Consider the following 22,811-nt stretch of genomic DNA (forward strand, 5'->3'; position numbering starts at 1 on the left):
TACTTAAACGTATTTTATTTAATAACTTAAACCGCCAGCCTGACATTGGCAATGTGCGGTAAAAAATTACATAATCCATAACAAGACTTCATAAACCAGACTGTTTTAGATAATTTATTAAAAAACCGTTTGACCAGGCCTGGTCAAACGGTTTTTTGAATGTCTAATGTTGTATTATCTGTCGTTTTTAAAGAGCGTCTTATAAAGAGTTTTATAAAGAGCGCGTTGCACACGTAAGGTGCAATGCTCTCAAAAAGACTTATCGTGACTTGGGCGGCAAGCCCGGCATACCACCCATACCCAAACTGCCCGCCATACCAGGCGGCAATTTACCAGCCAAACCACGCATCATGTTTTTCATGCCGCCTTTAGACATTTTTTTCATCATCTTTTGCATTTGCGTAAACTGCTTAAGCAATTTATTTACGTCCTGCACCGACGTACCCGAACCCATAGCAATACGACGTTTACGCGAGCCTTTAATCACCGCTGGAAACAAACGCTCTTGCTTGGTCATAGAGTGAATAATAGCCTCTAAACGTCTAAACTCGCGCTCGGCGACTTCGTTATTCATCTGTTCTTTCATTTGCCCCATACCAGGCAACTTACCCATCAAGCCGCTAACACCGCCCATAGACTGAATTTGCTGCAACTGCTCAAGAAAATCGGCCAGGTCAAAATCGCCTGACTTTTGCATTTTTTGAGCAAATTGCGCGGCTTTTTTCTGATCGATTTTAGCCTCAGCCTCTTCAATCAGACTGAGTACATCGCCCATACCCAAAATGCGCCCGGCCATACGATCGGGGTGAAAGGTTTCTAACGCATCGGTTTTTTCACCCGCACCAATAAACTTAATGGGTTTACCGGTAATTTCTCGAATGGACAATGCGGCACCACCGCGTGCATCGCCATCTGTCTTGGTTAAAATAATTCCGGTCAACGGCAAAGCATCATTAAACGCTTTGGCGGTATTCGCCGCGTCTTGCCCGGTCATCGAATCGACCACAAACAGCGTTTCTATCGGTTTCACACTTTGATGCAATGCTTGAATTTCACGCATCATGTCGTCGTCAATGTGCAAGCGCCCAGCGGTGTCTAATATAAGCACATCCACAAACTGTTTTTTGGCCGCGGCGTGCGCATTGCGGGCAATCTCAATAGGGTCTTGGTCGGCGCTAGAAGGAAAAAACAGCACGTCTACTTGTTGAGCCAGCGTTTCTAACTGTTTTATTGCGGCGGGACGATAAACGTCAGCCGACACCACCATGACTTTTTTCTTTTCACGCTCTTTTAACCACTTAGCCAACTTAGCGACCGTAGTGGTTTTACCTGCGCCTTGCAAACCGGCCAACATAATAACCGCTGGCGGCTCTACGTTAAATTTAAGCGGCTGCGCTTCTGACCCCATTACCTCGGCCAATTGTTCGCGTACAATTTTAATGAACGCTTGACCAGGGTTTAAACTGCTTGATACTTCTTGGCCTATGGCGCGCTCTTGAACCTTTGTGGTAAAGATTTTTACCACGCTTAAGGCCACGTCCGCTTCTAAAAGCGCACGGCGCACATCGCGCATCGCGTCTTTAATATTGTCTTCGGTTAAACGCCCTTGTCCACGAATGGCTTTAAACGTTTGAGCCAAACGGTCTGCTAAATTGTCAAACATACAAAATATACTCCTGCCCACACGGCGGTTTGCCAAGCGACAAGGCGACTATAAAACGGTGCTTGCTTATTAAGACCTTTGCTCATAAGCAAAGGTCTTATAATAATGAACCGCCGTTTTAACCGCCTTGCAGACTACTAATTAAAATTCAATTCCGCTATTATAACTAAAGTTAGCGCATGTATGCGCCAAAGCAGTTTGTTTGACTGTTTTTGAAATTTAATACAATCACCTCATTACGTACTCTTTTACCGTGCAATAGTGATTAAAGGTTTTTTTTATGCTCGTTAGCGGAATCACCGCGCTGTTTGCCAGCGTACTTTATTTGTATGCAAGCGCTTTAATTTGGCAAAGAATTCAGTCGACTTCAAGTGCCGCTCAGCGCAGCAAAGTGCTTATTATCGCCATTTGCGCCACAGTACTGCACGCTTACACGCTGAGTAACACGCTGTGGGTAGATCAACAAATTAACTTTCACATTGGCAATGGACTTTCGTTAGTGGCGTTATTGGGCAGTGCTATTTTATTAATCACCAACATTAATAAAAGCACCGAAACTTTAGGCATATTCATCTATCCTTTTGCCGCCCTTACAACGTTACTGCCGTTAATGGTGCTTACCACCACCTATTTACCGTTTGAGTTGGGCACGCACGTGCTTATTTCTATTTCGGCTTACAGCATTATGGGCATAGCGACCGCTCAAGCCATTTTATATGCACAACAAGAACGTCTGTTTAGAACCAAAAAACTTTCTAAATTAATGAACGCACTGCCGCCATTGCAAGTAATGGAAACCACCCTAGTTCAGCTAATTTTGATTGGTTTTGTATTTTTAAGTTTTGCATTAATCAGCGGCGCTCTGTTTATAGAAAACATGTTTGCTCAACATTTAGTACATAAAACGTTTTTTGCCGTTCTTTCTTGGCTGGTGTATGCAGTATTACTTTTGGGGCATTTTAAGCGCGGTTGGCGCGGGCAAAAAGCAGCCACCTATTCTATTTGGGCGTACTTTTTACTCATACTTAGTTACATTGGCACAGAGTTAACGTTGGCCATGTTACGCTGACACTCAGGTTTACCAAAATTTGAAGCGCTACCGGCAACCTTATATAAACAAATATATTACAAATATATAACGAATGGATAACCGCTTCATAACGGACAGCGCTTTAACCATCATTGATTGGCAAAATAAGCTTTTTTATCCATCCATCAACCGTTATAATTTAGATTCACTCATAACCCATTGAACGATTTTGAACTCTCTTGATATCTCTACCCTATTTGGAATACTTTTACTAATGATTGTGCTTTCTGCTTTGTTTTCAGCCTCTGAAACCAGCATGATGGCGCTTAACAAATACCGTTTAAGACACCAAGTTAAATCAGGTCACAAAGGTGCTATTAAAGCTCAAAAACTGCTCGAAACTCCCGACCGCTTGTTGGGCGTAATTTTACTTGGCAATAACTTTGTTAATATCTTTGCCTCTTCCATCGCCACCATTATTGCCATGAAACTGATTGGTGAGGCTGGAATTGCTCTAGCGGCAGGCTTGCTAACCTTTGTTATTTTAGTGTTTTCAGAAGTCGCTCCTAAAACGCTAGCCGCGCTGTATCCCGAAAAAATTGCCTATCCAGCCGCCTATCTGTTAACACCCATTCTTAAAGCCCTATCGCCCGTAGTTTGGTTAATTAACTTATTTGCCAACAACTTTTTACGTCTGTTTGGCGTGAACACCAAAGCAGGCGACGACCCGCATTCACTGACCCATGAAGAGTTGCAAACCTTAATTTACGAAGCCACCAGCCAACTGCCCGACACCTACCGTGCTATGCTCACCAGCGTACTGCAGTTAGAGTATGTGACCGTTGAAGACGTCATGATTCCCAAACAAGACATTTACGGTGTGGACATTGACCAACCATTAGAAGATATCTTAAAAGCTCTTCAACAATCACCTTACACACGCATCCCGCTGTATAGAGGCTCTATTGATGAAGAACTTATCGGCATCTTAAATTTACGCCGTGCTCTGCCTTTATTAATGCGCCAAGAAATTACATTAAAAGACATTATTAGAATCACCAGGCCTGCTTACTTTATTCCTGAAACCACTTCGTTAAACGTGCAACTGGGTAAATTTAATCACCATAAGCGTCGTATGGCTTTTATTGTTGACGAATACGGCGACTTGCAAGGTTTGCTTACCATGGAAGACTTGTTAGAAGAAATTGTGGGCAAACTATCAACCGACGCTAAAGCCAAACCTATTGAACTGGCGGTGAGCTTAAACGAAGACGGCAGCATGAACGTAGATGCCTCGGAATTTATTCGTGAACTTAATAAAGAATTTGACCTATGTCTACCCACTGACGGCCCCAAGACTTTAAACGGTTTAATTCAAGAAGAACTTGAATCTTTGCCTACGCCTGGGACATGTTTAAAAATTAACGACTACATTCTTGAAGTATTAACCACCTCGACCAACACCATTGAGCTGGTCAAATTAACCCCACCAAATAACGATCCAAGAGACAATTAACCATGTCAACTGTACAAGAACACCCTTTTTTAAGCGAGCATAACTGGCAACTGCTTAAATCGGGTATTCGTCAATTGGCTTTAAACGAGGTGTTGTCACGATTTGAAAAGGTTGGCTTTGAAGAAAAAGCCGACGGCTCATTATTGACCGAAGCCGACACTCAAATGCAGCTTAAAACCCAAGAATTTTTAGCGCATCACTGGCCTAAGTTTGCATTTTTAGGGGAAGAATCGTCGCTTGAACAGCAACAAAATGCGCTGCAAAGTACGCAAGGTTGTTGGATTTTAGACCCAGTAGACGGCACCAGCAATTTTGCCAGTGGCATTCCTGTGTTTGCGGTGTCGCTGGCATTAATCATAAATAAAGAAATAGTGATGGGGTTAATTTACGACCCCTGCCGTGATGAGCTTTTTGCAGCAAGAGCGCACCTGGGCGCCCAACTTAATGACCAAACTCTGCTGGCCAAAACATCCAAAACGGCTGTAAAGCAATGCAGTGGCATTATTGACTTTAAACGCTTACCGACCAATTTAGCACATCAACTGGCGCTGAACCCGCCCTACTCGTCACAACGTAGCTTTGGTTCGGTTGCTCTTGATTGGTGTTGGATTGCAGCCGGTCGCGGCCAAGTTTATTGCCATGGCGCGCAAAATATTTGGGACTACGCCGCAGGCTGGTTAATATTAGAAGAAGCTGGCGGAAAAAGCAGCACACTGCAAGGCGATTCGGTTTTAATCGCTAAAGTTGAAAAGCGTTCGGCCATTGCGGCCACCACACCGGAGCTGTTTAAACAATGGCAAATGGCCATTCTTTAAACTACCTGCTGCATTCAACAAAGACCTCTTAAAACCCAGCCAGTAAAACCCAGCCAGCGTATATTTATAAGCCCATCAACCTATCGACTTACCAAACTCCACACGGCTAGAGCGCGTTTAAGGGCTTGAATGTCTATGGGCTTAGACAAGTAGTCGTTCATACCGGCTTGTAAAACTCGTGCACGGTCTCCGTCCATGGCGTTGGCCGTTAAGGCCACAATAGGAATATTTGCATTCCTAGAATCGAGCAACCTAATGGCTTGAGTGGCGCTGATTCCGTCCATTATAGGCATTTGCATGTCCATCAAGACCAAATCAAACTCATCGCCATATGTTTGCACCAGCTCTACCGCTTTAAGGCCGTTATCGGCCAAACTTACCCGATGACCCAACTTGCTTAAAATGGCTTTAATTAATAATTGATTAGACGCATTGTCTTCAGCCACCAATATAGACAAGGGGCGAGCATCTTCAAGTTCTTGTTCACTGTTTTCGGTTAACACCTCATTCACGTTGGGCAAGTTAAACGGAATTTCAAACCAAAACACACTGCCTTTGCCCAATTCGCTGATAATGCCGATTTCGCCTTTCATGGCTTCAACTAAACGCTTACTAATCGACAAACCTAGCCCTGTGCCGCCGTGTTGTCGGGTGGTTGAGGCATCCACTTGGGTAAACTCTGAAAACAGCTTGGTTAAACTTTTCTGAGGAATTCCCATGCCTGTGTCTTGCACTTCAAAACGTACACGCTGTCCACCGCTTGAGGCATGACCAAATTCATCCATATCGCGCCCTGCTAACAGCTTAACGGTGACGTGCCCATGGTAGGTAAACTTAATGGCGTTGCCGACTAAATTTAATAAAATTTGCCTTAGTCGCGCTTCATCCCCTTTGTAAAACTTAGGCAACGAAGCGTCTAAAGAGTAACTTAAGGTTAAATGCTTTAGCTTCGCTTGCGTGCTGCTCATATCAATAACGGTTTTAATGGGTTGCTCTAATTCAAACACTCTTTGCTCTAGCTCAACTTTGCCAGCGTCCAATTTATTAAAGTCTAAAATATCGTTAATTAAATACAATAAATGCTCACCCGAGCGTTTAATCATCTCGACGTATTGCCCTTGCTCATCGTCTAAATCCGAATCAAGCAACAAACCAGATGTACCAATTACCGAATTAAGCGGTGTACGAATTTCATGGCTCATCACCGATAAAAAGTCAGCCTTGGCTTTTGCCGAACTTTCGGCGTCTTGCCGCGCCGTTTTAAGCATCTCTTCCATGGCTTTACGTTGTGTGATGTCAAGCGAAAACCCCAAAATCCAAACTTCTGGAGTGCGCTCAGGTCGTTCAACTTTAATAGGTCCTTTGCCCATCATGAGCCAACGCGGCTCGCCGTTTAACAAAAGTGACTCTTCTGAAATAATAAGCCTATTTTCTTCTTTAGCCACCTGATCCCCATGCAAATGTTGGTGAGCAAGGTCTAACGGAAAAATCTCATAATCGGTACGTCCAATGGCTTGCGCGCGGGACACGCCCGTGTCGCGTTCGGTTTGCTTACTAAAAAACCGAAAGCACCCTTGACCGTCTTTAACGTAAATACTGATGGGCAAGGCATCAATAATTTGCTCAATTAATGCCTCTTTTTGTTGCACTTGCTGCTGCGCTTGTTTACGTGCACTTATATCGACTAACGTGCCAGCCACTCTAATGGGTAAGCGGTGTGCATCATCCCAAATACTTTGGGCCGTTACTTGCAACCAATTATAACTGCCGTGCTGATTGCGGACTCTAAACTCAACATCAAACGGCCAATGTTCATCAAAATGCGCTGCCAAAGCCTCACTCACCCGCACGCTGTCGGCAGGGTGAACATGAGCCATTAAACTGGCTTGACTGCTGCCCAACTGAGCGGGGGCGATGTCTAAAATAGTATAGGCGCGCTGTGAGTAATGAATAAAATCTTGCGCCACGTTCCAATCAAAAACCCCAAAATTAGCACCCTCTACCACCCATTGATACAGTGAGGTATTTAAGGCATCGCTTACTAATACAGGTTCAGATTTTCGCTGGCTTTCAGGTAAGAAACTCACCAGCAACGCGTTCTGCTCGGGAGAGGCTGTAAAACGATAAGCCTCTAAAGCGTGATGAAAAGTGTGTAAAAAAGTCGATGCACTGGCGCGCGTCATGGCATCCATTAATTCAAGCTTTAAAGCCAAATCGTCGTTAAGCGCATAATCACCCCAAATGGCTTGAGCCGCCGCATTATGCCAAAAAAGTTGCCATTGCGCGTCGTCATCACGTTTTACAACCGCGTGCGCTAGGGGTAAAAAACCAAACAACAACTCCAATTCATCAGGGGTTTTACTCGAAAACATAGGCATCTCTTGGCAGGGCAGAGTGATTAAATAAGTCCGTTATTCTACTGCAACTGCAAAGCGTATAGTAAATTAAACCGTAATTAATAAGGTGCGGTTTTAAGCAATAAAATGCAAAAATCGTTTTAACCAGGCCTGGTTAAAACGATTTTGACCTTGTTTATATACAAAGAAACAGCGCTTAAAACGTTATTAAGACCTGCGCAATTAATATGTCCAAACGAGCTGCGCGCTTACAATGTCGACGGCAGAATCGTAAGAGCCCACTAAATATTGAGTGTTATCGGTCGTGTAATTAACAGCGGCACGATCTGCAAATAAATGACTGTAGGCGACATCTAAATTAAGCGTCTTATTCATTGCATAACCCAAACCAACCGACACCCACTTGCGATCCGAATCAGGAGTTCTTGGACTGCGATTCACTTCACTCGAAATAGGCGTTTGATCCAATGCCATACCGGCACGCAACTTAAGTGCCTCGGTTAACTCAACCAGACCGCCTAACGACAAACGCCAACTGTCTTTAAAGTCTTGACGCGCATTAAACGCTTCCTGCATTGAGTCGAATTCAATCTCCAACTCTTTATAATCGCTCCACTGTGTCCAAGTGGCATCGGCCAAGACATGCACATTATCGCCAACCGCTTGCTTAATACTAAACGACGCAGTGGCCGGCAAATGTACTGTTGATGTCACATTAGCATCGGTCAATTTTTTAACCGCCGCCAAGGTCGGATTTAAATTATCACTGTAATCAACCTTACCCTTAGCATCGTGAGTCACTTTGGAACGGAAAGCAAACCCTAAATCGGTGCTTAAAGTGGGTTGATAAAGCAAGCCAAAGTTAAAACCATACGCCCAACTGTCGGCGGTTATTTTGGCATTGGCATCGCCCACGCCGCCCGCTAATGCATTATTGAGCTTACTTTCTAAAATCAAATCGACATATTGTGCATTTAACCCAAAACCAAAAGACCACTTATCGTTTAATTTACGTGCCAATGCAGGATTTATATTAACGGTTTTAAGATCGGTTTCAGTGGCATGATAACGCCCAACCCAAGCAGCATCGTATGAAATATGCTGTCCGTAAGGTACATTAATACCCAAACCTAAATCGTAATCGCCTGCTTTACCCTTCCAATAAAAATTAGGCACTAAACCAACGGTTGCGCCATCGTCTCCCGCACCGTTAAGGGTGTTTGCAGGCACACCCACGTATGAACCTTCATTTTTAAACTGCGCTTTAGGTGCAATAATATGCACCGCACCAATCAGTTGATGCCCATCAATCTGGGTTAAACCGGCCGGATTAAACCACATTACACTGGCGTCTTCGGCGTTGGCGGCGGCACCAGCGTAAGACAAACCTTGGCCACTGGCGCTTTGCTCTATTAAAGAAAATCCGGCGGTTGCAGCGGTTTGACTCACTAAAGCAAGCATTACCGCGCTGATGATTTTAGTGTCATTTTTAAGGTTCATACACGTTCCAATTTAAGGTAATTCACAAAGTGCGTAATATTAACACTACACACTAAAAAGAACACCTAAAGGTTTAAAGGCGCCAATAAATACTTTTAATACCCATAAATAACAAGTATGACCAGGCCTGGTCAACTTACAAAACATCCAATGCCTGCTGTAGGGTTTTAACTCCAATAATTTCCATGCCCGGCACACCTCCTTTTGGAACGTTGCCTAATGGCACAATAGCGCGTTTAAAGCCGTGTTTGGCGGCTTCGATTATGCGCTCTTGCCCGCTGGGCACTGGACGAATCTCGCCGGCTAAGCCAATTTCACCAAAAATAATCAATCCTTGATCCAGCACCTGATTGCGCATACTGGATAAAATTGCGCACAACAACGCCAAGTCGGCGCTGGTTTCGGTGACTTTTACGCCCCCCACCACGTTTACATACACATCTTGGTCGCTGGCTTGAATCCCACCGTGACGGTGCATAACCGCCAACAGCATGGTGATGCGATTTTGATCAACGCCCACGGTCACTCGACGCGGTGAGCCGTACAATGACTCGTCTACCAACGCTTGAATTTCGACCAGCAAGGGGCGTGAGCCTTCCCAAATGACCATCACCACCGAGCCGGCGGAAGGTTCGTCGCCACGCGATAAAAATATCGCTGAGGGGTTGGTAATTTGCTTCATGCCTTTTTCGGTCATGGCAAATACGCCCAGCTCGTTCACCGCTCCAAAACGATTTTTAATGGCACGCAAGGTTCTAAAACGACTGTCGGACTGACCTTCTAAAAAAATAACCGTGTCCACAATGTGCTCTAACACCCTAGGCCCGGCCACCTCGCCCGATTTGGTAACGTGCCCCACCAAAAACACCGCTATGTTATTTTGCTTGGCGTACCGAGTTAAGTAGGCGGCCGACTCTTTTACTTGTGACACGCCGCCGGCAGCGCTGCCCACTTCGGCCAATTGCATGGTTTGAATCGAGTCCACGACCATGACTTTAGGCTGCTCTTGGTGCGCGGCGGCGATAATACTTTCAACGTCGGTTTCGGTGAGCAACCGCAAATGCTCGTCCGGTAATTGCATGCGTTTGGCGCGCATAGCGACTTGTTGCAGTGATTCTTCACCAGTAACATACAGTACGGTTTGCCGAGTACTTAGGTAGCACATGACTTGCAATAAAATAGAGCTTTTACCAATTCCGGGATCACCGCCAATCAGCACTACCGAGCCGGGTACAATCCCACCTCCCAAAACGCGGTCAAGCTCGCTCATGCCCGATAAAATACGCGGGACAACGGACAAATCGACCTCACTGATGGACTTAACTTGGTTTTCGAGCACTCCGGCGTAGCCTGTGGCTTTGGCCATAGCGGTGGTCTTTTTAACCGTACTGAGCTTAAACTCTTTTAGCGTGTTCCACGCCCCACAACTGGCGCACTGACCTTGCCATTGATTGTGCTGCGTTCCACAGTCGGTGCAAACATACGCCAATTTTTCTTTTGCCATAATCGCGCTCTCTTTTAATAATGCGTTTAGTTGTGCAATTTTTGCAACACGTAGACCGACAAAGCGGCAGCGATAAAAAAGCCCGCAAAGCGGGCTTTAAAAACAGTACTTATGACGCGTTGGACACATTACTTAATGCTTAATATCACGCCAATATTCACGTTTTAACAAATAGGTTAACAGCAATAAAAACAATAAGAAGGCAATAACTTTCCAACCCAAATCCAAACGCTTTAGTTGAGCCGGCTCGCCCACATACTCCATAAAATTGGCAATATCACGGGTGGTTTGGGCAAACTCTTCTTCACTCATTTGACGCTGTAAACTCTCGAGCACATTAGGCATTGACGTGCCTGGTAGCGCATGATTGTTCCAGTTGCCTTTATCGTCTTCATAATAACTGCGTAAAAAAGTGTAAATGTAATCGGTGCCTTTTAAACGTGCCATCAACGATAAATCAGGTGGTTCTACGCCCAATACCGCCAAACCTGTTTCGGGTAACATGCGAGTTTGGATGATGTCAACGACCTTATTTTGGCCATAAGCCATTTTAGCCAACACCTCTTCATCCGTCCAACCCAAATCTCTGGCCACACGATTGTAGCGCATATACTTAACCGAATGGCACGCCATACAGTAATTAGCAAAATGCACCGCACCACGCTGTAACGAGTCTTGATCTTGCAGGTTGTTTTGTGCAGGCTCTAACTCTATTTTGTATCCACCGGCCGCATTAACCAAAGAGGCTGATAATGCGGTAAGTAGACTTATCATCCATACAAATTTTTTCATTTAACTAACCCTCTCTGGAACCGGTTTGGTTCGTTCGTTAATAGAGGTAAACGGCAATACCAAAAAGAATGCAAAATAGGTCGCCGTAAAAATTTGTGCCAGTTTGGTTAATTCAGGTGTCGCAGGTTGAGTGCCTAAATAACCCAGCACCACAAAACTCACCACCAACATGGTTAATAATATTTTAAATGAAATTCCACGGTAACGAATCGAGCGCACCTTGCAACGATCTAACCAAGGCATTGCAAACAGCACGGCAATAGCGCCACCCATAGCAACCACGCCTAAAAACTTATCAGGAATAGCGCGTAAAATGGCATAAAACGGTGTGAAATACCACACTGGTGCAATGTGATCTGGCGTTACCAAAGGGTTTGCCGGTTCAAAGTTTGGCGGCTCTAAGAAAAACCCACCACCCTCTGGCCAGTAAAACACTACCGTAGCAAAAATAACCATAAAGAACGCCGCGCCCATCATATCTTTAACCGAAAAATACGGATGAAACGGAATCCCGTCAATTGGCAAGCCTTCGGCATTTTTGTATTTTTTAATCTCTACGCCGTCCGGATTGTTAGAACCGACTTTGTGTAACGCCACAATGTGCATAAATACCAAAATCATTAACACCATCGGAAGTGCAATCACGTGCAAAGCAAAAAAGCGGTTAAGTGTCGCGTCCGAGATAACAAAGTCACCGCGAACCCACAAGGCCAAATCAGCGCCAATTACCGGAATCGCTCCAAACAACGAGATAATAACCTGTGCGCCCCAATACGACATTTGTCCCCAAGGCAGTAAATACCCCATAAACGCTTCGGCCATTAACACTAAGAATAACATCATACCAATTAACCACACCAACTCACGGGGCTTTTTGTATGAGCCATACAGCAGGCCACGCATCATGTGCAGATAAATTACAATAAAAAACGCCGACGCGCCGGTTGAGTGCATGTAGCGAATTAACCAACCCCACTCCACGTCACGCATAATGTATTCAACCGAATTAAAGGCTTCTTCGGCACTGGGTTTATAGCTCATGGTCAGCCAAATACCGGTAATAAACTGGTTTACCAACACCAATAAAGCCAAGGCACCAAAAAAGTACCAAAAGTTAAAGTTTTTAGGCGCGTAATACTGCCCAACGTGGGCGTTCCAGGTGCTAATTAGGGGATAACGAGCATCTATCCAACCCAGCAACGAGCCGGGCTTAGCCTGATTCTCTTCAACATCGTATTTTGCCATTATGCCGCGTCTCCTGTCGTGGGATCTAAACCGATACGAATCACGTTTTCAGTCAAAAATGATACGGGGGAACTTCTAAATTGGTTGGTGCGGGCACCGACTGAAACACGCGTCCGGCTAAGTCAAAGCGAGAGCCATGGCAAGGACAAAAGAAACCGCCTTGCCAATCGGCACCCACGTCAGCTGCACCCAATTCAGGACGATACAAAGGCGCACAACCCAAATGAGTACAAATTCCCACTACCACTAAATATTCATCTTTAACGGCGCGACTTGGATTTTTACAATACTCAGGTTGATCCGATGCGTTAGACGCAGGATCACGCAACTGCGTATCCAAAGGCGCTAAACCTTGCAGCATCTCAGGTGTCCGGCGTACCACCCACACAGGCTTGCCACGCCATGCTACTGTGAGCATTTGACCAGGTTGCAACAAACTCACATCTGCATCTACTGGAGCACCGGCGGCTTTAGCTTTTTCACTAGGCTGCCAAGAGCTGACAAAAGGCACGGCTAAAAAAGTTGCCCCTGCCGCGCCCACCACACCAGTAGCACCGGTTAGGATTTTTCTGCGTAAAATATTTACGCCCTGATGGTTATGTTCTGTGTTTGACATATCTGTCTTCCCTTTATCGGCACATTATTCGCAAGCAAATCCACCCCATTCTACCTAAGGAGCCCTAAAACTTAAATTAATATTACTAATGCATGACATAATAAATTTTATCTATAGCTTATAACAAGCCATTTACACCGGATTTGCAATGTCCACAAAATGACATTGCAACCCAAATTTGTCTGCTAAATGCTCGCCCAACGCTTTTATCCCCAAACGCTCGGTGGCATGATGTCCAGCGGCAAAGTAGTGCACACCGCCCTCTTTGGCCAAATGGGTGGTTTGCTCCGAAACTTCGCCGCTAATGTAAACATCGGCCTGCCACGCAATGGCCTGATCAATGTAATTTTGCGCCCCACCACTGCACCAAGCGACTGTTTGAACGGTATTTTTTCCGCCGGACAGATGCAACACCGGGCGCTGTAAACTGTTTGAAACCAGCGTTGCAAAGGCATCAATAGAACACGCCTTTGGTAAACGCCCTAATCTCACTAAACTGTCTAAACCAACCAGGCCTGGTGTGATGTCTTGCAAACCCCATAATTGACCCAGCAACACGTTATTGCCTAACACCGCATGTTGATCAAGCGGTAAATGATATGCCAGTAAATTGATGTCGTGCGCCAGCAAAGCCTTAACACGTTTTTGTTTTATGCCCACAATTTGCGCGGGTTCGTTTTTCCAAAAATATCCGTGGTGCACCAAAACAGCATCAGCTTGTAACGCAATCGCCGCGTCAATCAATGCCTGACACGCGGTTACACCGGTTACGATGGTTTTAATGGTGTCCCGACCTTCAATTTGCAAACCGTTGGGCGCATAGTCATTAAAATTGGCTATGTTTAAATAGTCGTTTAAATAAGCCACCAACTCAGTACGCTGCATGCACACTTCCTTTTGACCGAATTAAGCACATTATTAATCCAACCGTATTCAGCCAAATACACCAATCAACATTCGCATAAAAAAGCCACCAGACTTTTACCAGGCCTGGTGGCTTTACTGCAACGAAAAAATACTACTGTAGCACTAATCTTTAACGCGGTAACGTGCCGATGCAGCGTGCGCATGCAAACCTTCACCATCGGCCAATACGCCGGCAATTTTCCCTAAGGCACTTGCGCCATCGGCCGAACACATAATTAGGCTAGAACGCTTTTGAAAATCGTACACACCCAAGGGGGATGAAAAACGCGCGGTTCTTGAGGTAGGCAATACATGGTTGGGACCGGCGCAATAGTCGCCCAAAGCCTCAGCCGTATAACGTCCCATAAAAATAGCTCCGGCATGACGAATGCGCGGCAACAACGCTTGTGGATCATCCACCGACAACTCCAAATGTTCGGGAGCAATTAGGTTAATCATCTCTAGCGCTTGCTCTTCGTTGTCCACCACAATAATTGCACCACGGTCGTCTAACGCTTTACGAATAATGGCGTGACGCGGCATGGTGGGCAATAAACGGTTCATGCTGTCCACTACTTTTTGAGCAAACTCGGCATCAGTGGTCACTAAAATAGACTGTGCGTCTTCATCGTGTTCGGCTTGTGAGAACAGGTCAACTGCAATCCAATCAGGGTTGGTTTTACCGTCGCAATACACCAAAATTTCAGACGGTCCGGCAATCATATCAATGCCCACAGTACCAAACACCATACGCTTAGCGGTGGCCACATAAATATTGCCCGGCCCTACTACTTTATCGACCGCGGGTACGGTTTGCGTGCCATACGCCAAAGCGGCAACGGCTTGCGCGCCACCCAAGGTAAACACCGCGTCCACATCACAAATGGCAGCGGCTGCCAAGACCATGTCGTTAACTTCGCCATCGGGGGTTGGCACAACCATAATTAACGTTTTAACCCCGGCCACTTTTGCCGGAACCGCGTTCATAATCACTGACGATGGATACGCCGCTTTGCCGCCCGGCACATACAATCCCACGCTGTCTAACGGCGTGACTTGCTGACCCAACAACGTGCCGTCCGACTCAGTGTAGCTCCAAGACTCTTGCACTTGACGCTCGTGATACGCACGCACGCGTTGCGCCGAAATCTCTAATGCTTCACGCTGGTCGACTGGAATACGCTCTAGCGCTGCAAACAAACGCGCTTTAGAAATTTGTAAATCGGCCGCATTGGTTAAGCTTAAACGGTCAAATCGTGCGGTGTACTCTAGTAACGCTGCGTCACCTTGGGTGCGAACGTTGTTCACCACTTCTTTAACAATATCGTTAACCGCTTCATTGGAAACGGTTTCCCACGCTAACAGCGTGTCTAACTCTTCTCTAAAGCCTGCTTGGTTAGCAGATAATCGACGGATATTAAGCATGTTGACTCTCTATGACGGTTTTGAATTGAGTGATGATTTCATTAATTTGACTAAACTTGGTTTTGTAAGCGTGTTGGTTAACAATCAAGCGCGAGCTGATGTCAGCAATGTGCTCAAGGGGAATTAGCCCGTTAGCACGCAACGTGTTGCCCGTGTCCACCAAATCGACAATGCGGTCGGCCAAATCAATCAGTGGCGCAATTTCCATTGAGCCGTACAATTTAATCAAATCGACCTGCTCGCCTTTTTGAGCGTAATAAGCCTGCGCCGATTTTAAATATTTGGTGGCAATTTTTAACCGGTGGCCGTGCGGCTTTTCAACCACGGGGCCTGCTACCATCAATTTACAACGGGCAATTTGCAAATCCAATAACTCATACAAATTATCGGTGGGCGCTTCCATTAACACGTCTTTACCCGCCACGCCCATGTCAGCGGCACCATGCGCTACATAAGTAGGCGCGTCGGTGGCGCGCACAATCAGTAAACGCACCAGTGGATTATTGGTGGGCAAAATTAATTTGCGACTTTTACTAGGGTCTTCCAAAGGCGCAATGCCAGCGGCTTCTAGTAATGGCAAGGTATCTTCATAAATGCGCCCTTTGGACAGCGCAATGGTAATTTGTTGGTTCATAGTAGATTCATTTTTTTAATAATAATTAAAATAAGTTTAAGAAACCTTAACGTGCGGGTTTAATTTTTAATCTGACAAACGATAAATGTGTGCGCCAACTTTATGAAATTTCTCTTCAATCAGTTCGTAACCACGATCAATATGGTACACACGATTCACCACGGTTTCGCCCTTGGCGACCAGGCCTGCTAAGATTAAACTGGCTGACGCACGCAAGTCGGTGGCCATAACCGGGGCACCATAGAGGGTTTTAACCCCTTTAATGTGCGCTGTATTGCCTTCTACACGAATGTCCGCTCCCATGCGCACCAGTTCAGACACGTGCATAAAACGGTTTTCAAAAATGGTCTCTTCAATGGTCGATTCGCCATCGGCTAACGCATTCATCAACAAAAACTGTGCCTGCATATCGGTCGGAAACAACGGATACGGATCGGTTACCAGGCTCACCGGCTTAAGTTGACGACCGCGCATATCCAACGTTACCGTATCTTCGGTACAGGTAATAAGCGCGCCCGCTTCGGTAAACTTTTCGAGCACAATGCCTAAATGTTCTGGATTGACTTTAGTCACGGTAAGCATACTGTTGGTGACCGCAGCGGCGGCTAAATACGTGCCAGCTTCAATTCGGTCGGGTATTACTTGATACGGAACACCCGTTAGACGTTCAACCCCTTCTACCACCAAGGTGCTGGTGCCTATGCCCGAAATTTTAGCGCCCATGGCGTTTAAAAACTCAGCTAAGTCGGTTACTTCGGGTTCGCGTGCGGCGTTACGCAAATAGGTAGTGCCTTCAGCCAATACCGCGGCCATCAAAAGATTTTCAGTTCCGGTGACGGTGACGGGTTGCATAAAAATGTCCGCCCCCTTTAAACGTCCGGCTTTAGCGATAATGTAGCCTTGCTCGACTTTAATGTCGGCACCCATTTGCTGCATGCCGCTGATATGAATATTGACCGGACGCGAGCCAATTGCACAGCCACCAGGCAAAGACACTTTAGCCTCGCCAAAGCGAGCTAATAAAGGACCCAACACCAAAATAGAGGCGCGCATGGTTTTAACCAATTCGTAATCAGCCTCTTTTGAGGTGATGTTTGAAGCATCTATCTCGATATTAAGCGACTCGTCAAACAAAATCTCTACGCCCATCGACGCCAACAACTGAATGGTGGTGGTAACGTCCATAAGATGTGGCACGTTGGACAAGGCAACCGGGGTTTCTGCCAGCAAACAGCCCATTAAAATGGGTAAAGCGGCATTTTTAGCCCCCGAAATTTCCACGCTGCCCGCAAGTTGACCGTTTCCAGCAATAACTAATTTATCCATAAAGGTTCTTTTATTCTTTTAATTTTGACCAAACAGGCGTTAACAACGCGGCGTGTGAATTATTCAACTTTGGTTATTCAAACTTGATTATTCGGCTTTGGTTTTAATGGACAACGCATGCAACTCACCATTGGCAAATTGCGTTTTAAACACGTCGTTTACCATGCGATGACGTGCTAAAGGACTTAGACCAGCAAACACAGGACTGGTCACCACAATAGTAAAATTACAGTCTTCACCAGCGGTTTCGACCTTGCATTCTGGGATTACAGCGCGAATCATATCGCGAATGGTATTAGGGGACACAGCAACCTACTCCAATTTTTTAGTGACGTATTTTAACGCCTTTATGCAATAAAATCAGATTTATCGCCGAGATGACCAGCAAGAAAGCCACCGTCACCGCCAAGCTTAAATAAACCGACACGTCTGATTGTTGAAAAAAACCATATCGAAACCCGTCTACCATGTAAAAAAACGGATTAAAGTGTGAAATTTTTTGCCATACCTCGGGCAAAGCGTGAATCGAATAAAATACTCCGCTTAAAAAGGTTAAAGGCATAATAATAAAATTTTGAAACGCCGCTAGATGATCGTATTTTTCAGACACAATGCCCGCCAACATACCCAATCCGCCCATCATTGCAGCACTTAAGACGGCAAACACCACAATCCAAATAGGGGCATGCCAAGTTAAATCAAACCATACAATGCCTACCAGCAAAATACCCAAGCCCACTGCCACACCACGCACCACAGACGCGGCAATAAACGCAACGTACAGCTCCAGTGGCGAAATAGGACTTAACAATACAAAGGTTAAATTACCGTGCATTTTTGATTGGATTAGACTCGATGAACTATTGGAAAACGCGTTTTGCAAAATAGCCATCATCACCAGGCCTGGTATTAAAAACTGACTGTAACTCAAGCCGCTAAACACATCTATTTGACTGTTAATAACCGTGCCAAACACCAACAAATACAATAAGGTGGCAACCACTGGCGCAAAAATAGTTTGCACCGCAACCGAATAAAATCGGCGCACTTCTTTAATAAACAGCGCCCAACAACCGGTAAAATTAAAGGCCATCATAAGACTGCCTCGCGGGTTAAATCCATAAAGACTTCTTCAAGAGACGCATCACGTGTGCTCACATCACACACCGCCATGCCACTTTGATGCAACCAACCCAACATATCGGTCATAGAATGCTGTTTTTCAAGCCTAAAGACATACCCGTTAGACTCTTGCTCAACCAAACGCTCGGCCAGCGGTGCTATTAAACTTTCAGAACGCTGCTCAACCGATACTCTAATGTAGCGATATGGGTGTTTTGACAACAGCGCACTGGTTTTATCCAACGCTTTAATGGCACCGTTTTGCATAATCGCTACTTTATCGCACAGCGCTTCAGCTTCGTCTAAATAATGCGTGGTTAAAATAATGGTGTGCCCTTGTTGATGCAACTCTTTAGCAAACGCCCACAAGGTACGGCGCAAATCGACGTCTACGCCGGCCGTGGGTTCATCCAGCACCAATACGCGTGGCTTATGCACCAAAGCCATTGCAATTAATACTCGACGTTTCATGCCGCCCGATAACTGACTGGTGTTGGCATTCGCTTTGTCGCTCAGTGCCAAACGTTCCAGTAATTCGTTAATCCACTGGGTTTGTTGTGCGCCTTTAATGCCAAAATAACCCGACTGGAGTTGCAACAACTCCTTAATGGAAAAAAACGGGTCTGAAATTAACTCTTGCGGCACCAAACCTAAAAACCGTCGGGTTTGACGATACTCTTTAATGACATCACACCCTTTTACACGAATGTGACCACTGCTGGGAATAACCAGGCCTGACATGGCATTAATGAGGGTCGATTTTCCGGCACCATTAGGTCCTAGCAAACCAAAAAAAGCCCCCTCTTCAACATTAAAGGTAATGCCATTAAGCGCTGAAAATTGTCCATATTGTTTTGTGACCGCATAAAACTCAACCGCGGGGTTAGAGTGCATCATTAACGATCCTTTGTTTAAATGTTAGACCTTAAAACAAGCGGGTTAAAATAAGGAACCTTTGCACAAGTGAACGTACGCAAAAGATTGACAGAACAACAATCCACTCGCGCAACAACGTATGGTAAAAATGTGCTGTTTAAAAACTGACCAGGCCTGGTTGCTTTATTTTAAGACCTTTGCCCGACTGAAGGTTAATAGCCTGCGGTTTAAAACCATTTAGCTCTTTTAACTGTTTTAACTCTTTTTAACGGCCGCTAAAATAGGTTCAAGCTGGTACAAACCCACTAAAGTTTTTAGCGTTTGCGGTAAATTAATAACCGTTATAGGACGTTGCGCTACACCGTACCAAGTCAAAAGTAAACTCAACATAGCACTGTCAGCGTGGGTAACCTGAGTAAAGTCAACTGTACCCACGCAATACGACAACCAATCTTGTTTTTTTAACAACAACGGCAACGTGTGCACGTTAACCACCGCAGGTAACGTTACACACTGGCTGTCTTTGTCAAAATGTATTTCGTTCATAACGAAGCACTTTCCGAGCTGTTAAACGTTTTATTCTGGATATTCATTTGCTCCACAACAGCATCAACACCCATTTTTTCGAAGTCAGAAGCGTAGGCTTTTCGATAGTTTAGCAACATGCTAATCCCTTCAATAGCCACGTCATACACCATCCACTTTTGCGTGTCTTTGTCTACAAATAAACGATACACCACTTGGGTATTATTGCCATCGGCTTGCAATACCTCGGTGGGAACAGTAACGCGATCAGCTTGCTCAACTTGCACTGTTTTAACCGTAACCGAAGTGATGTTAAGCTTAAGCAAACTTTGTGAGTAAGAGCGAATTAACGTGGTGGTAAACGCATCGGTAAAGGCCTTTTGTTGCGCCTCAGTGGTGGTACGCCAGTAATTACCCATAACATAACGTGCCATTCTAGACGTGTCTAGATAGGGCAAAACATACTGTTTGGCAAACGCCTTAATTTTTTCGGGCTGACCTTCAAGTTCAACTCGCTGCACATTAAGCGCATCAATAATGCTGCTAGACACCTCTTGCATCATTTTACCTGGCTCGTCTTGCGCCACCGCCGCTGCATGGGCATGGGCATGCCCTAACAATAACCCTAGTACACTGGCAACACCCACCAAACTCAAAAAACGACTTAGCCAATTTTTTTTATTTAACCCACTCATACTGATTCCTTATACGCGCTGTATTAATCTTTGCTGTCACTGAATTTAACCAAAAACTGGCCAATTAAATCTTCAAGCACCAAGGCCGATTGCGTGAGTTGCAATGTAGCACCTTCTTTTAATAAATCGTCTTCGGAGCCCACTTCCAGTCCGATGTATTGTTCGCCCAACAATCCAGCGGTTAAAATAGAGGCTGCACTGTCCACCGGCAAAGCGTTGTAATCAGTGTAAATACTCATTTGCACTCGCGCTTTATACGACTGGGAGTCCACTGCAATTTGCGTGACTCGCCCAACGACCACTCCGCTTATTTTAACCGGCGCACGCACTTTTAACCCACCAATATTGTTAAATAACGCCGATACCTGATAGCTTGGACGCTCTTTAAGCGCACTGAAGTTACTCACCTGAAATGCAATCATTAACAACGCAAGCAGTGCCAAAAGCACCAACAACCCCACCCAAATTTCTACTTTCAACTGTCGTTTCATTGCATCACCTTGTTTTTAACCACGCCAAACACCGTTAAGACCTTTACACCCGTGAGTTGTCGGCCGAGATGCCCTTAAAGATATTAAATTTTCTGTCATTTTTATCTCGACCCCCGCAGGTCTAAAAGTAAAGGCCTCTTAAGCAAACATAAGAGACGTTAGTACAAAATCCAACCCTAACACGCCAAGGGACGAATGCACGACCGTACGAGTGGTCGCATTGCTCACCCCTTCGGACGTAGGAATGGCATCGTGACCGTGGTACAGAGCCAAAATAGCAATTAATACTGCAAAAGCAATGGATTTTATCACACCGTTTAACACGTCCTCATGCCAATCGACTTGCGCGTTCATTTGCGACCAAAACGCCCCTTCGTCCACGCCTAACCAACCAACTGCCACCATGTAACCACCAAAATACCTAAGGCGGTAAACATGAGCGTGAGCATCGGCAGGGTAATAATAACCGCACAAAAACGCGGTGCATAAATATACTTTAGCGGGTCGATGGCCATCATTTCCAAAGCAGACAGCTGCTCGGTTGAGCGCATTAAACCAATCTCGGCCGTTAACGCCGAACCCGCTCGACCTGCAAACAATAATGCAGACACCACGGGCCCTAACTCGCGCAACAGTGATAACGCCGTCATACTGCCTACGGCTTCGGCCGAATTATAATCGACCAATACATTGTAGCCCTGCAAACTCAAGACCATGCCCACAAACAACCCAGCGGTCAAAATAATGGGCAGTGACAGCACACCCGAAAAATACACTTGCTTTAACAGCAAATCAAACCGCCAAAACGCATAGGGAATGGCAGGAAACAACGACACCACAAAAAACCATGCGCGTCCTAGCGCACTTAACAGCGCCAAAGTTTTGCCGCCCATTGTCGCTAATAAGGTTATGAAACTAGTCATGGTTATTGGCTCGTGCAAAATCAACAGAATTCGACTTACGGCTTAAAAACTGTAAATCTTGGGCGTATTGTTCATTGGGATAATGAAACGGAATAGGTCCGTCTGCCAACCCATTAATAAATTGTTTTACAAAGCCATTGGTCTGAGCCTGCAAGTCTTCACGAGAACCTTGCGCGACCACTTTTCCTTCGGAAATAACAAAAATAAACTCGGCTATTTTCATCACTTCGGCCACGTCATGCGACACCATAACACTGCTTAGACCCAAACTACTGTTAAGCTTTTTAATTAATTCTACCAACACCGCCATGGTAATTGGGTCTTGCCCTACAAAAGGCTCGTCGTAAAATACCATAGCCGGATCAAGCGCTATGGCACGCGCCAAAGCCACACGCCGTGCCATACCACCCGACAACTGTGAGGGCATTAAGGCTTTTGCGCCGCGCAAACCCACCGCTTGCAGTTTCATAAGCACCAATGCATGAATTAAAGTTTCGGGCAAGCCCGAATGCTCTCTAAGCGGAAACGCCACATTATCAAACACCGACAAATCGGTGAGTAACGCGCCACTTTGAAACAACATGCCCATCTTTTGACGCAATGCGTACAACTGAGTGCGCTTTAACGTGTGTACATTAACACCATCAACCCATATTTCGCCTGCATCGGGCGTAAGCTGGCCAGCAATAAGCTTAAGCAAAGTGGTTTTTCCCGAACCACTGGGCCCCATAATTGCAGTAATTTTACCTTTGGGGATGCTCAACGTTATATCGTCAAAAATCTTGCGATTACCCCGTAAAAAGGTCAAATTTTTAATTTCAATAACGTTGTCAAATGACATACCCAAAAT

The 22,811-nt window shown here is 45.4% G+C and carries 21 protein-coding genes and 1 pseudogene; 3 read left to right on the plus strand and 19 right to left on the minus strand.

What is annotated here, in order from left to right; translation table 11 throughout:
* Window positions 1-259: 259 nt before the first annotated feature.
* The gene (gene ffh / locus EP181_RS08635; RefSeq protein ID WP_127471281.1) at window positions 260-1,663 is read right to left on the minus strand and encodes a signal recognition particle protein; all 1,404 of its coding nucleotides are present in this window, start codon (window positions 1,661-1,663) and stop codon (window positions 260-262) included.
* A gap of 280 nt (window positions 1,664-1,943) precedes the next feature.
* Between ffh and EP181_RS08640 the strand changes: the two genes are divergently transcribed.
* From EP181_RS08640 to EP181_RS08650, 3 genes are all read left to right on the plus strand, one after another.
* Window positions 1,944-2,732: a cytochrome C assembly family protein gene (locus EP181_RS08640; RefSeq protein ID WP_127471282.1), complete on the plus strand. Its 789-nt coding sequence runs from the start codon at window positions 1,944-1,946 to the stop codon at window positions 2,730-2,732.
* Between the two features lie 235 nt (window positions 2,733-2,967).
* Window positions 2,968-4,209 carry an HlyC/CorC family transporter gene (locus EP181_RS08645; RefSeq protein WP_127471283.1) on the plus strand — a complete coding sequence of 414 codons (1,242 nt, stop codon included), beginning with the start codon at window positions 2,968-2,970 and terminating at the stop codon, window positions 4,207-4,209.
* A gap of 2 nt (window positions 4,210-4,211) precedes the next feature.
* Entirely contained in the window at window positions 4,212-5,024 is an 813-nt protein-coding gene (locus EP181_RS08650) for an inositol monophosphatase family protein (RefSeq protein ID WP_127471284.1), read from the plus strand.
* Between the two features lie 80 nt (window positions 5,025-5,104).
* Here EP181_RS08650 and EP181_RS08655 read toward each other — a convergent pair whose 3' ends face one another.
* The 18 genes and pseudogenes from EP181_RS08655 to EP181_RS08740 form a co-directional block, all read right to left on the minus strand.
* Window positions 5,105-7,396 (minus strand): PAS domain-containing hybrid sensor histidine kinase/response regulator, encoded by a 2,292-nt coding sequence (locus tag EP181_RS08655; RefSeq protein WP_172959726.1) that lies wholly within the window; start codon window positions 7,394-7,396, stop codon window positions 5,105-5,107.
* 207 nt (window positions 7,397-7,603) lie between these two features.
* Window positions 7,604-8,881 carry an OmpP1/FadL family transporter gene (locus EP181_RS08660; protein WP_127471286.1) on the minus strand — a complete coding sequence of 426 codons (1,278 nt, stop codon included), beginning with the start codon at window positions 8,879-8,881 and terminating at the stop codon, window positions 7,604-7,606.
* 136 nt (window positions 8,882-9,017) lie between these two features.
* Complete coding sequence (gene radA, locus EP181_RS08665; protein WP_127471287.1) at window positions 9,018-10,385, minus strand: DNA repair protein RadA; 1,368 nt, start codon at window positions 10,383-10,385, stop codon at window positions 9,018-9,020.
* A gap of 132 nt (window positions 10,386-10,517) precedes the next feature.
* Complete coding sequence (locus tag EP181_RS08670) at window positions 10,518-11,177, minus strand: cytochrome c1 (RefSeq protein ID WP_127471288.1); 660 nt, start codon at window positions 11,175-11,177, stop codon at window positions 10,518-10,520.
* Window positions 11,178-12,422 carry a cytochrome b gene (locus EP181_RS08675; protein WP_127471289.1) on the minus strand — a complete coding sequence of 415 codons (1,245 nt, stop codon included), beginning with the start codon at window positions 12,420-12,422 and terminating at the stop codon, window positions 11,178-11,180.
* A gap of 52 nt (window positions 12,423-12,474) precedes the next feature.
* Entirely contained in the window at window positions 12,475-13,038 is a 564-nt protein-coding gene (petA, locus tag EP181_RS08680; protein WP_420824409.1) for a ubiquinol-cytochrome c reductase iron-sulfur subunit, read from the minus strand.
* 132 nt (window positions 13,039-13,170) lie between these two features.
* Window positions 13,171-13,923, minus strand: coding sequence for a Nif3-like dinuclear metal center hexameric protein (locus EP181_RS08685; protein WP_127471290.1), 753 nt, complete (start codon window positions 13,921-13,923; stop codon window positions 13,171-13,173).
* A gap of 144 nt (window positions 13,924-14,067) precedes the next feature.
* On the minus strand, window positions 14,068-15,369 hold the full coding sequence (hisD, locus tag EP181_RS08690) for a histidinol dehydrogenase (RefSeq protein WP_127471291.1): 1,302 nt from the start codon (window positions 15,367-15,369) through the stop codon (window positions 14,068-14,070).
* Entirely contained in the window at window positions 15,362-16,003 is a 642-nt protein-coding gene (hisG, locus tag EP181_RS08695; RefSeq protein WP_127471292.1) for an ATP phosphoribosyltransferase, read from the minus strand. The genes hisD and hisG overlap by 8 nt, the downstream gene beginning before the upstream one ends.
* A gap of 66 nt (window positions 16,004-16,069) precedes the next feature.
* Window positions 16,070-17,329 carry a UDP-N-acetylglucosamine 1-carboxyvinyltransferase gene (murA, locus tag EP181_RS08700; RefSeq protein ID WP_127471293.1) on the minus strand — a complete coding sequence of 420 codons (1,260 nt, stop codon included), beginning with the start codon at window positions 17,327-17,329 and terminating at the stop codon, window positions 16,070-16,072.
* An 87-nt stretch (window positions 17,330-17,416) separates the two neighbouring features.
* Window positions 17,417-17,635, minus strand: coding sequence for a BolA family protein (locus EP181_RS08705; RefSeq protein ID WP_127471294.1), 219 nt, complete (start codon window positions 17,633-17,635; stop codon window positions 17,417-17,419).
* Between the two features lie 19 nt (window positions 17,636-17,654).
* Window positions 17,655-18,425: an ABC transporter permease gene (locus EP181_RS08710; protein WP_232023402.1), complete on the minus strand. Its 771-nt coding sequence runs from the start codon at window positions 18,423-18,425 to the stop codon at window positions 17,655-17,657.
* Window positions 18,422-19,348 (minus strand): ABC transporter ATP-binding protein, encoded by a 927-nt coding sequence (locus EP181_RS08715; RefSeq protein WP_338064730.1) that lies wholly within the window; start codon window positions 19,346-19,348, stop codon window positions 18,422-18,424. The genes EP181_RS08710 and EP181_RS08715 overlap by 4 nt, the downstream gene beginning before the upstream one ends.
* 234 nt (window positions 19,349-19,582) lie before the next feature.
* Window positions 19,583-19,873, minus strand: coding sequence for an STAS domain-containing protein (locus EP181_RS08720; protein ID WP_127471295.1), 291 nt, complete (start codon window positions 19,871-19,873; stop codon window positions 19,583-19,585).
* Window positions 19,870-20,547, minus strand: coding sequence for an MlaC/ttg2D family ABC transporter substrate-binding protein (locus tag EP181_RS08725; protein ID WP_127471296.1), 678 nt, complete (start codon window positions 20,545-20,547; stop codon window positions 19,870-19,872). The genes EP181_RS08720 and EP181_RS08725 overlap by 4 nt, the downstream gene beginning before the upstream one ends.
* Window positions 20,548-20,570: 23 nt before the next feature.
* The gene (gene mlaD, locus EP181_RS08730; protein ID WP_127471297.1) at window positions 20,571-21,038 is read right to left on the minus strand and encodes an outer membrane lipid asymmetry maintenance protein MlaD; all 468 of its coding nucleotides are present in this window, start codon (window positions 21,036-21,038) and stop codon (window positions 20,571-20,573) included.
* Window positions 21,039-21,176: 138 nt separating this feature from the next.
* Window positions 21,177-21,931: pseudogene (gene mlaE, locus EP181_RS08735) on the minus strand (lipid asymmetry maintenance ABC transporter permease subunit MlaE).
* A gap of 22 nt (window positions 21,932-21,953) precedes the next feature.
* Complete coding sequence (locus EP181_RS08740) at window positions 21,954-22,802, minus strand: ATP-binding cassette domain-containing protein (RefSeq protein ID WP_127471298.1); 849 nt, start codon at window positions 22,800-22,802, stop codon at window positions 21,954-21,956.
* Between the last annotated feature and the right edge of the window lie 9 nt (window positions 22,803-22,811).

Origin of the sequence: Thiomicrorhabdus aquaedulcis, from assembly GCF_004001325.1 — a bacterium.
Classification (GTDB): domain Bacteria; phylum Pseudomonadota; class Gammaproteobacteria; order Thiomicrospirales; family Thiomicrospiraceae; genus Thiomicrorhabdus; species Thiomicrorhabdus aquaedulcis.

Coding starts and splice junctions, on each gene's coding strand:
- ffh (WP_127471281.1), bottom strand. CDS start 1,663: ATGTTTGACAATTTAGCAGACCGTTTGGCTCAAACGTTTAAAGCCATT.
- EP181_RS08640 (WP_127471282.1), top strand. CDS start 1,944: ATGCTCGTTAGCGGAATCACCGCGCTGTTTGCCAGCGTACTTTATTTG.
- EP181_RS08645 (WP_127471283.1), top strand. CDS start 2,968: ATGATTGTGCTTTCTGCTTTGTTTTCAGCCTCTGAAACCAGCATGATG.
- EP181_RS08650 (WP_127471284.1), top strand. CDS start 4,212: ATGTCAACTGTACAAGAACACCCTTTTTTAAGCGAGCATAACTGGCAA.
- EP181_RS08655 (WP_172959726.1), bottom strand. CDS start 7,396: ATGTTTTCGAGTAAAACCCCTGATGAATTGGAGTTGTTGTTTGGTTTT.
- EP181_RS08660 (WP_127471286.1), bottom strand. CDS start 8,881: ATGAACCTTAAAAATGACACTAAAATCATCAGCGCGGTAATGCTTGCT.
- radA (WP_127471287.1), bottom strand. CDS start 10,385: ATGGCAAAAGAAAAATTGGCGTATGTTTGCACCGACTGTGGAACGCAG.
- EP181_RS08670 (WP_127471288.1), bottom strand. CDS start 11,177: ATGAAAAAATTTGTATGGATGATAAGTCTACTTACCGCATTATCAGCC.
- EP181_RS08675 (WP_127471289.1), bottom strand. CDS start 12,422: ATGGCAAAATACGATGTTGAAGAGAATCAGGCTAAGCCCGGCTCGTTG.
- petA (WP_420824409.1), bottom strand. CDS start 13,038: ATGTCAAACACAGAACATAACCATCAGGGCGTAAATATTTTACGCAGA.
- EP181_RS08685 (WP_127471290.1), bottom strand. CDS start 13,923: ATGCAGCGTACTGAGTTGGTGGCTTATTTAAACGACTATTTAAACATA.
- hisD (WP_127471291.1), bottom strand. CDS start 15,369: ATGCTTAATATCCGTCGATTATCTGCTAACCAAGCAGGCTTTAGAGAA.
- hisG (WP_127471292.1), bottom strand. CDS start 16,003: ATGAACCAACAAATTACCATTGCGCTGTCCAAAGGGCGCATTTATGAA.
- murA (WP_127471293.1), bottom strand. CDS start 17,329: ATGGATAAATTAGTTATTGCTGGAAACGGTCAACTTGCGGGCAGCGTG.
- EP181_RS08710 (WP_232023402.1), bottom strand. CDS start 18,425: ATGATGGCCTTTAATTTTACCGGTTGTTGGGCGCTGTTTATTAAAGAA.
- EP181_RS08715 (WP_338064730.1), bottom strand. CDS start 19,348: ATGATGCACTCTAACCCCGCGGTTGAGTTTTATGCGGTCACAAAACAA.
- EP181_RS08720 (WP_127471295.1), bottom strand. CDS start 19,873: ATGAACGAAATACATTTTGACAAAGACAGCCAGTGTGTAACGTTACCT.
- EP181_RS08725 (WP_127471296.1), bottom strand. CDS start 20,547: ATGAGTGGGTTAAATAAAAAAAATTGGCTAAGTCGTTTTTTGAGTTTG.
- mlaD (WP_127471297.1), bottom strand. CDS start 21,038: ATGAAACGACAGTTGAAAGTAGAAATTTGGGTGGGGTTGTTGGTGCTT.
- EP181_RS08740 (WP_127471298.1), bottom strand. CDS start 22,802: ATGTCATTTGACAACGTTATTGAAATTAAAAATTTGACCTTTTTACGG.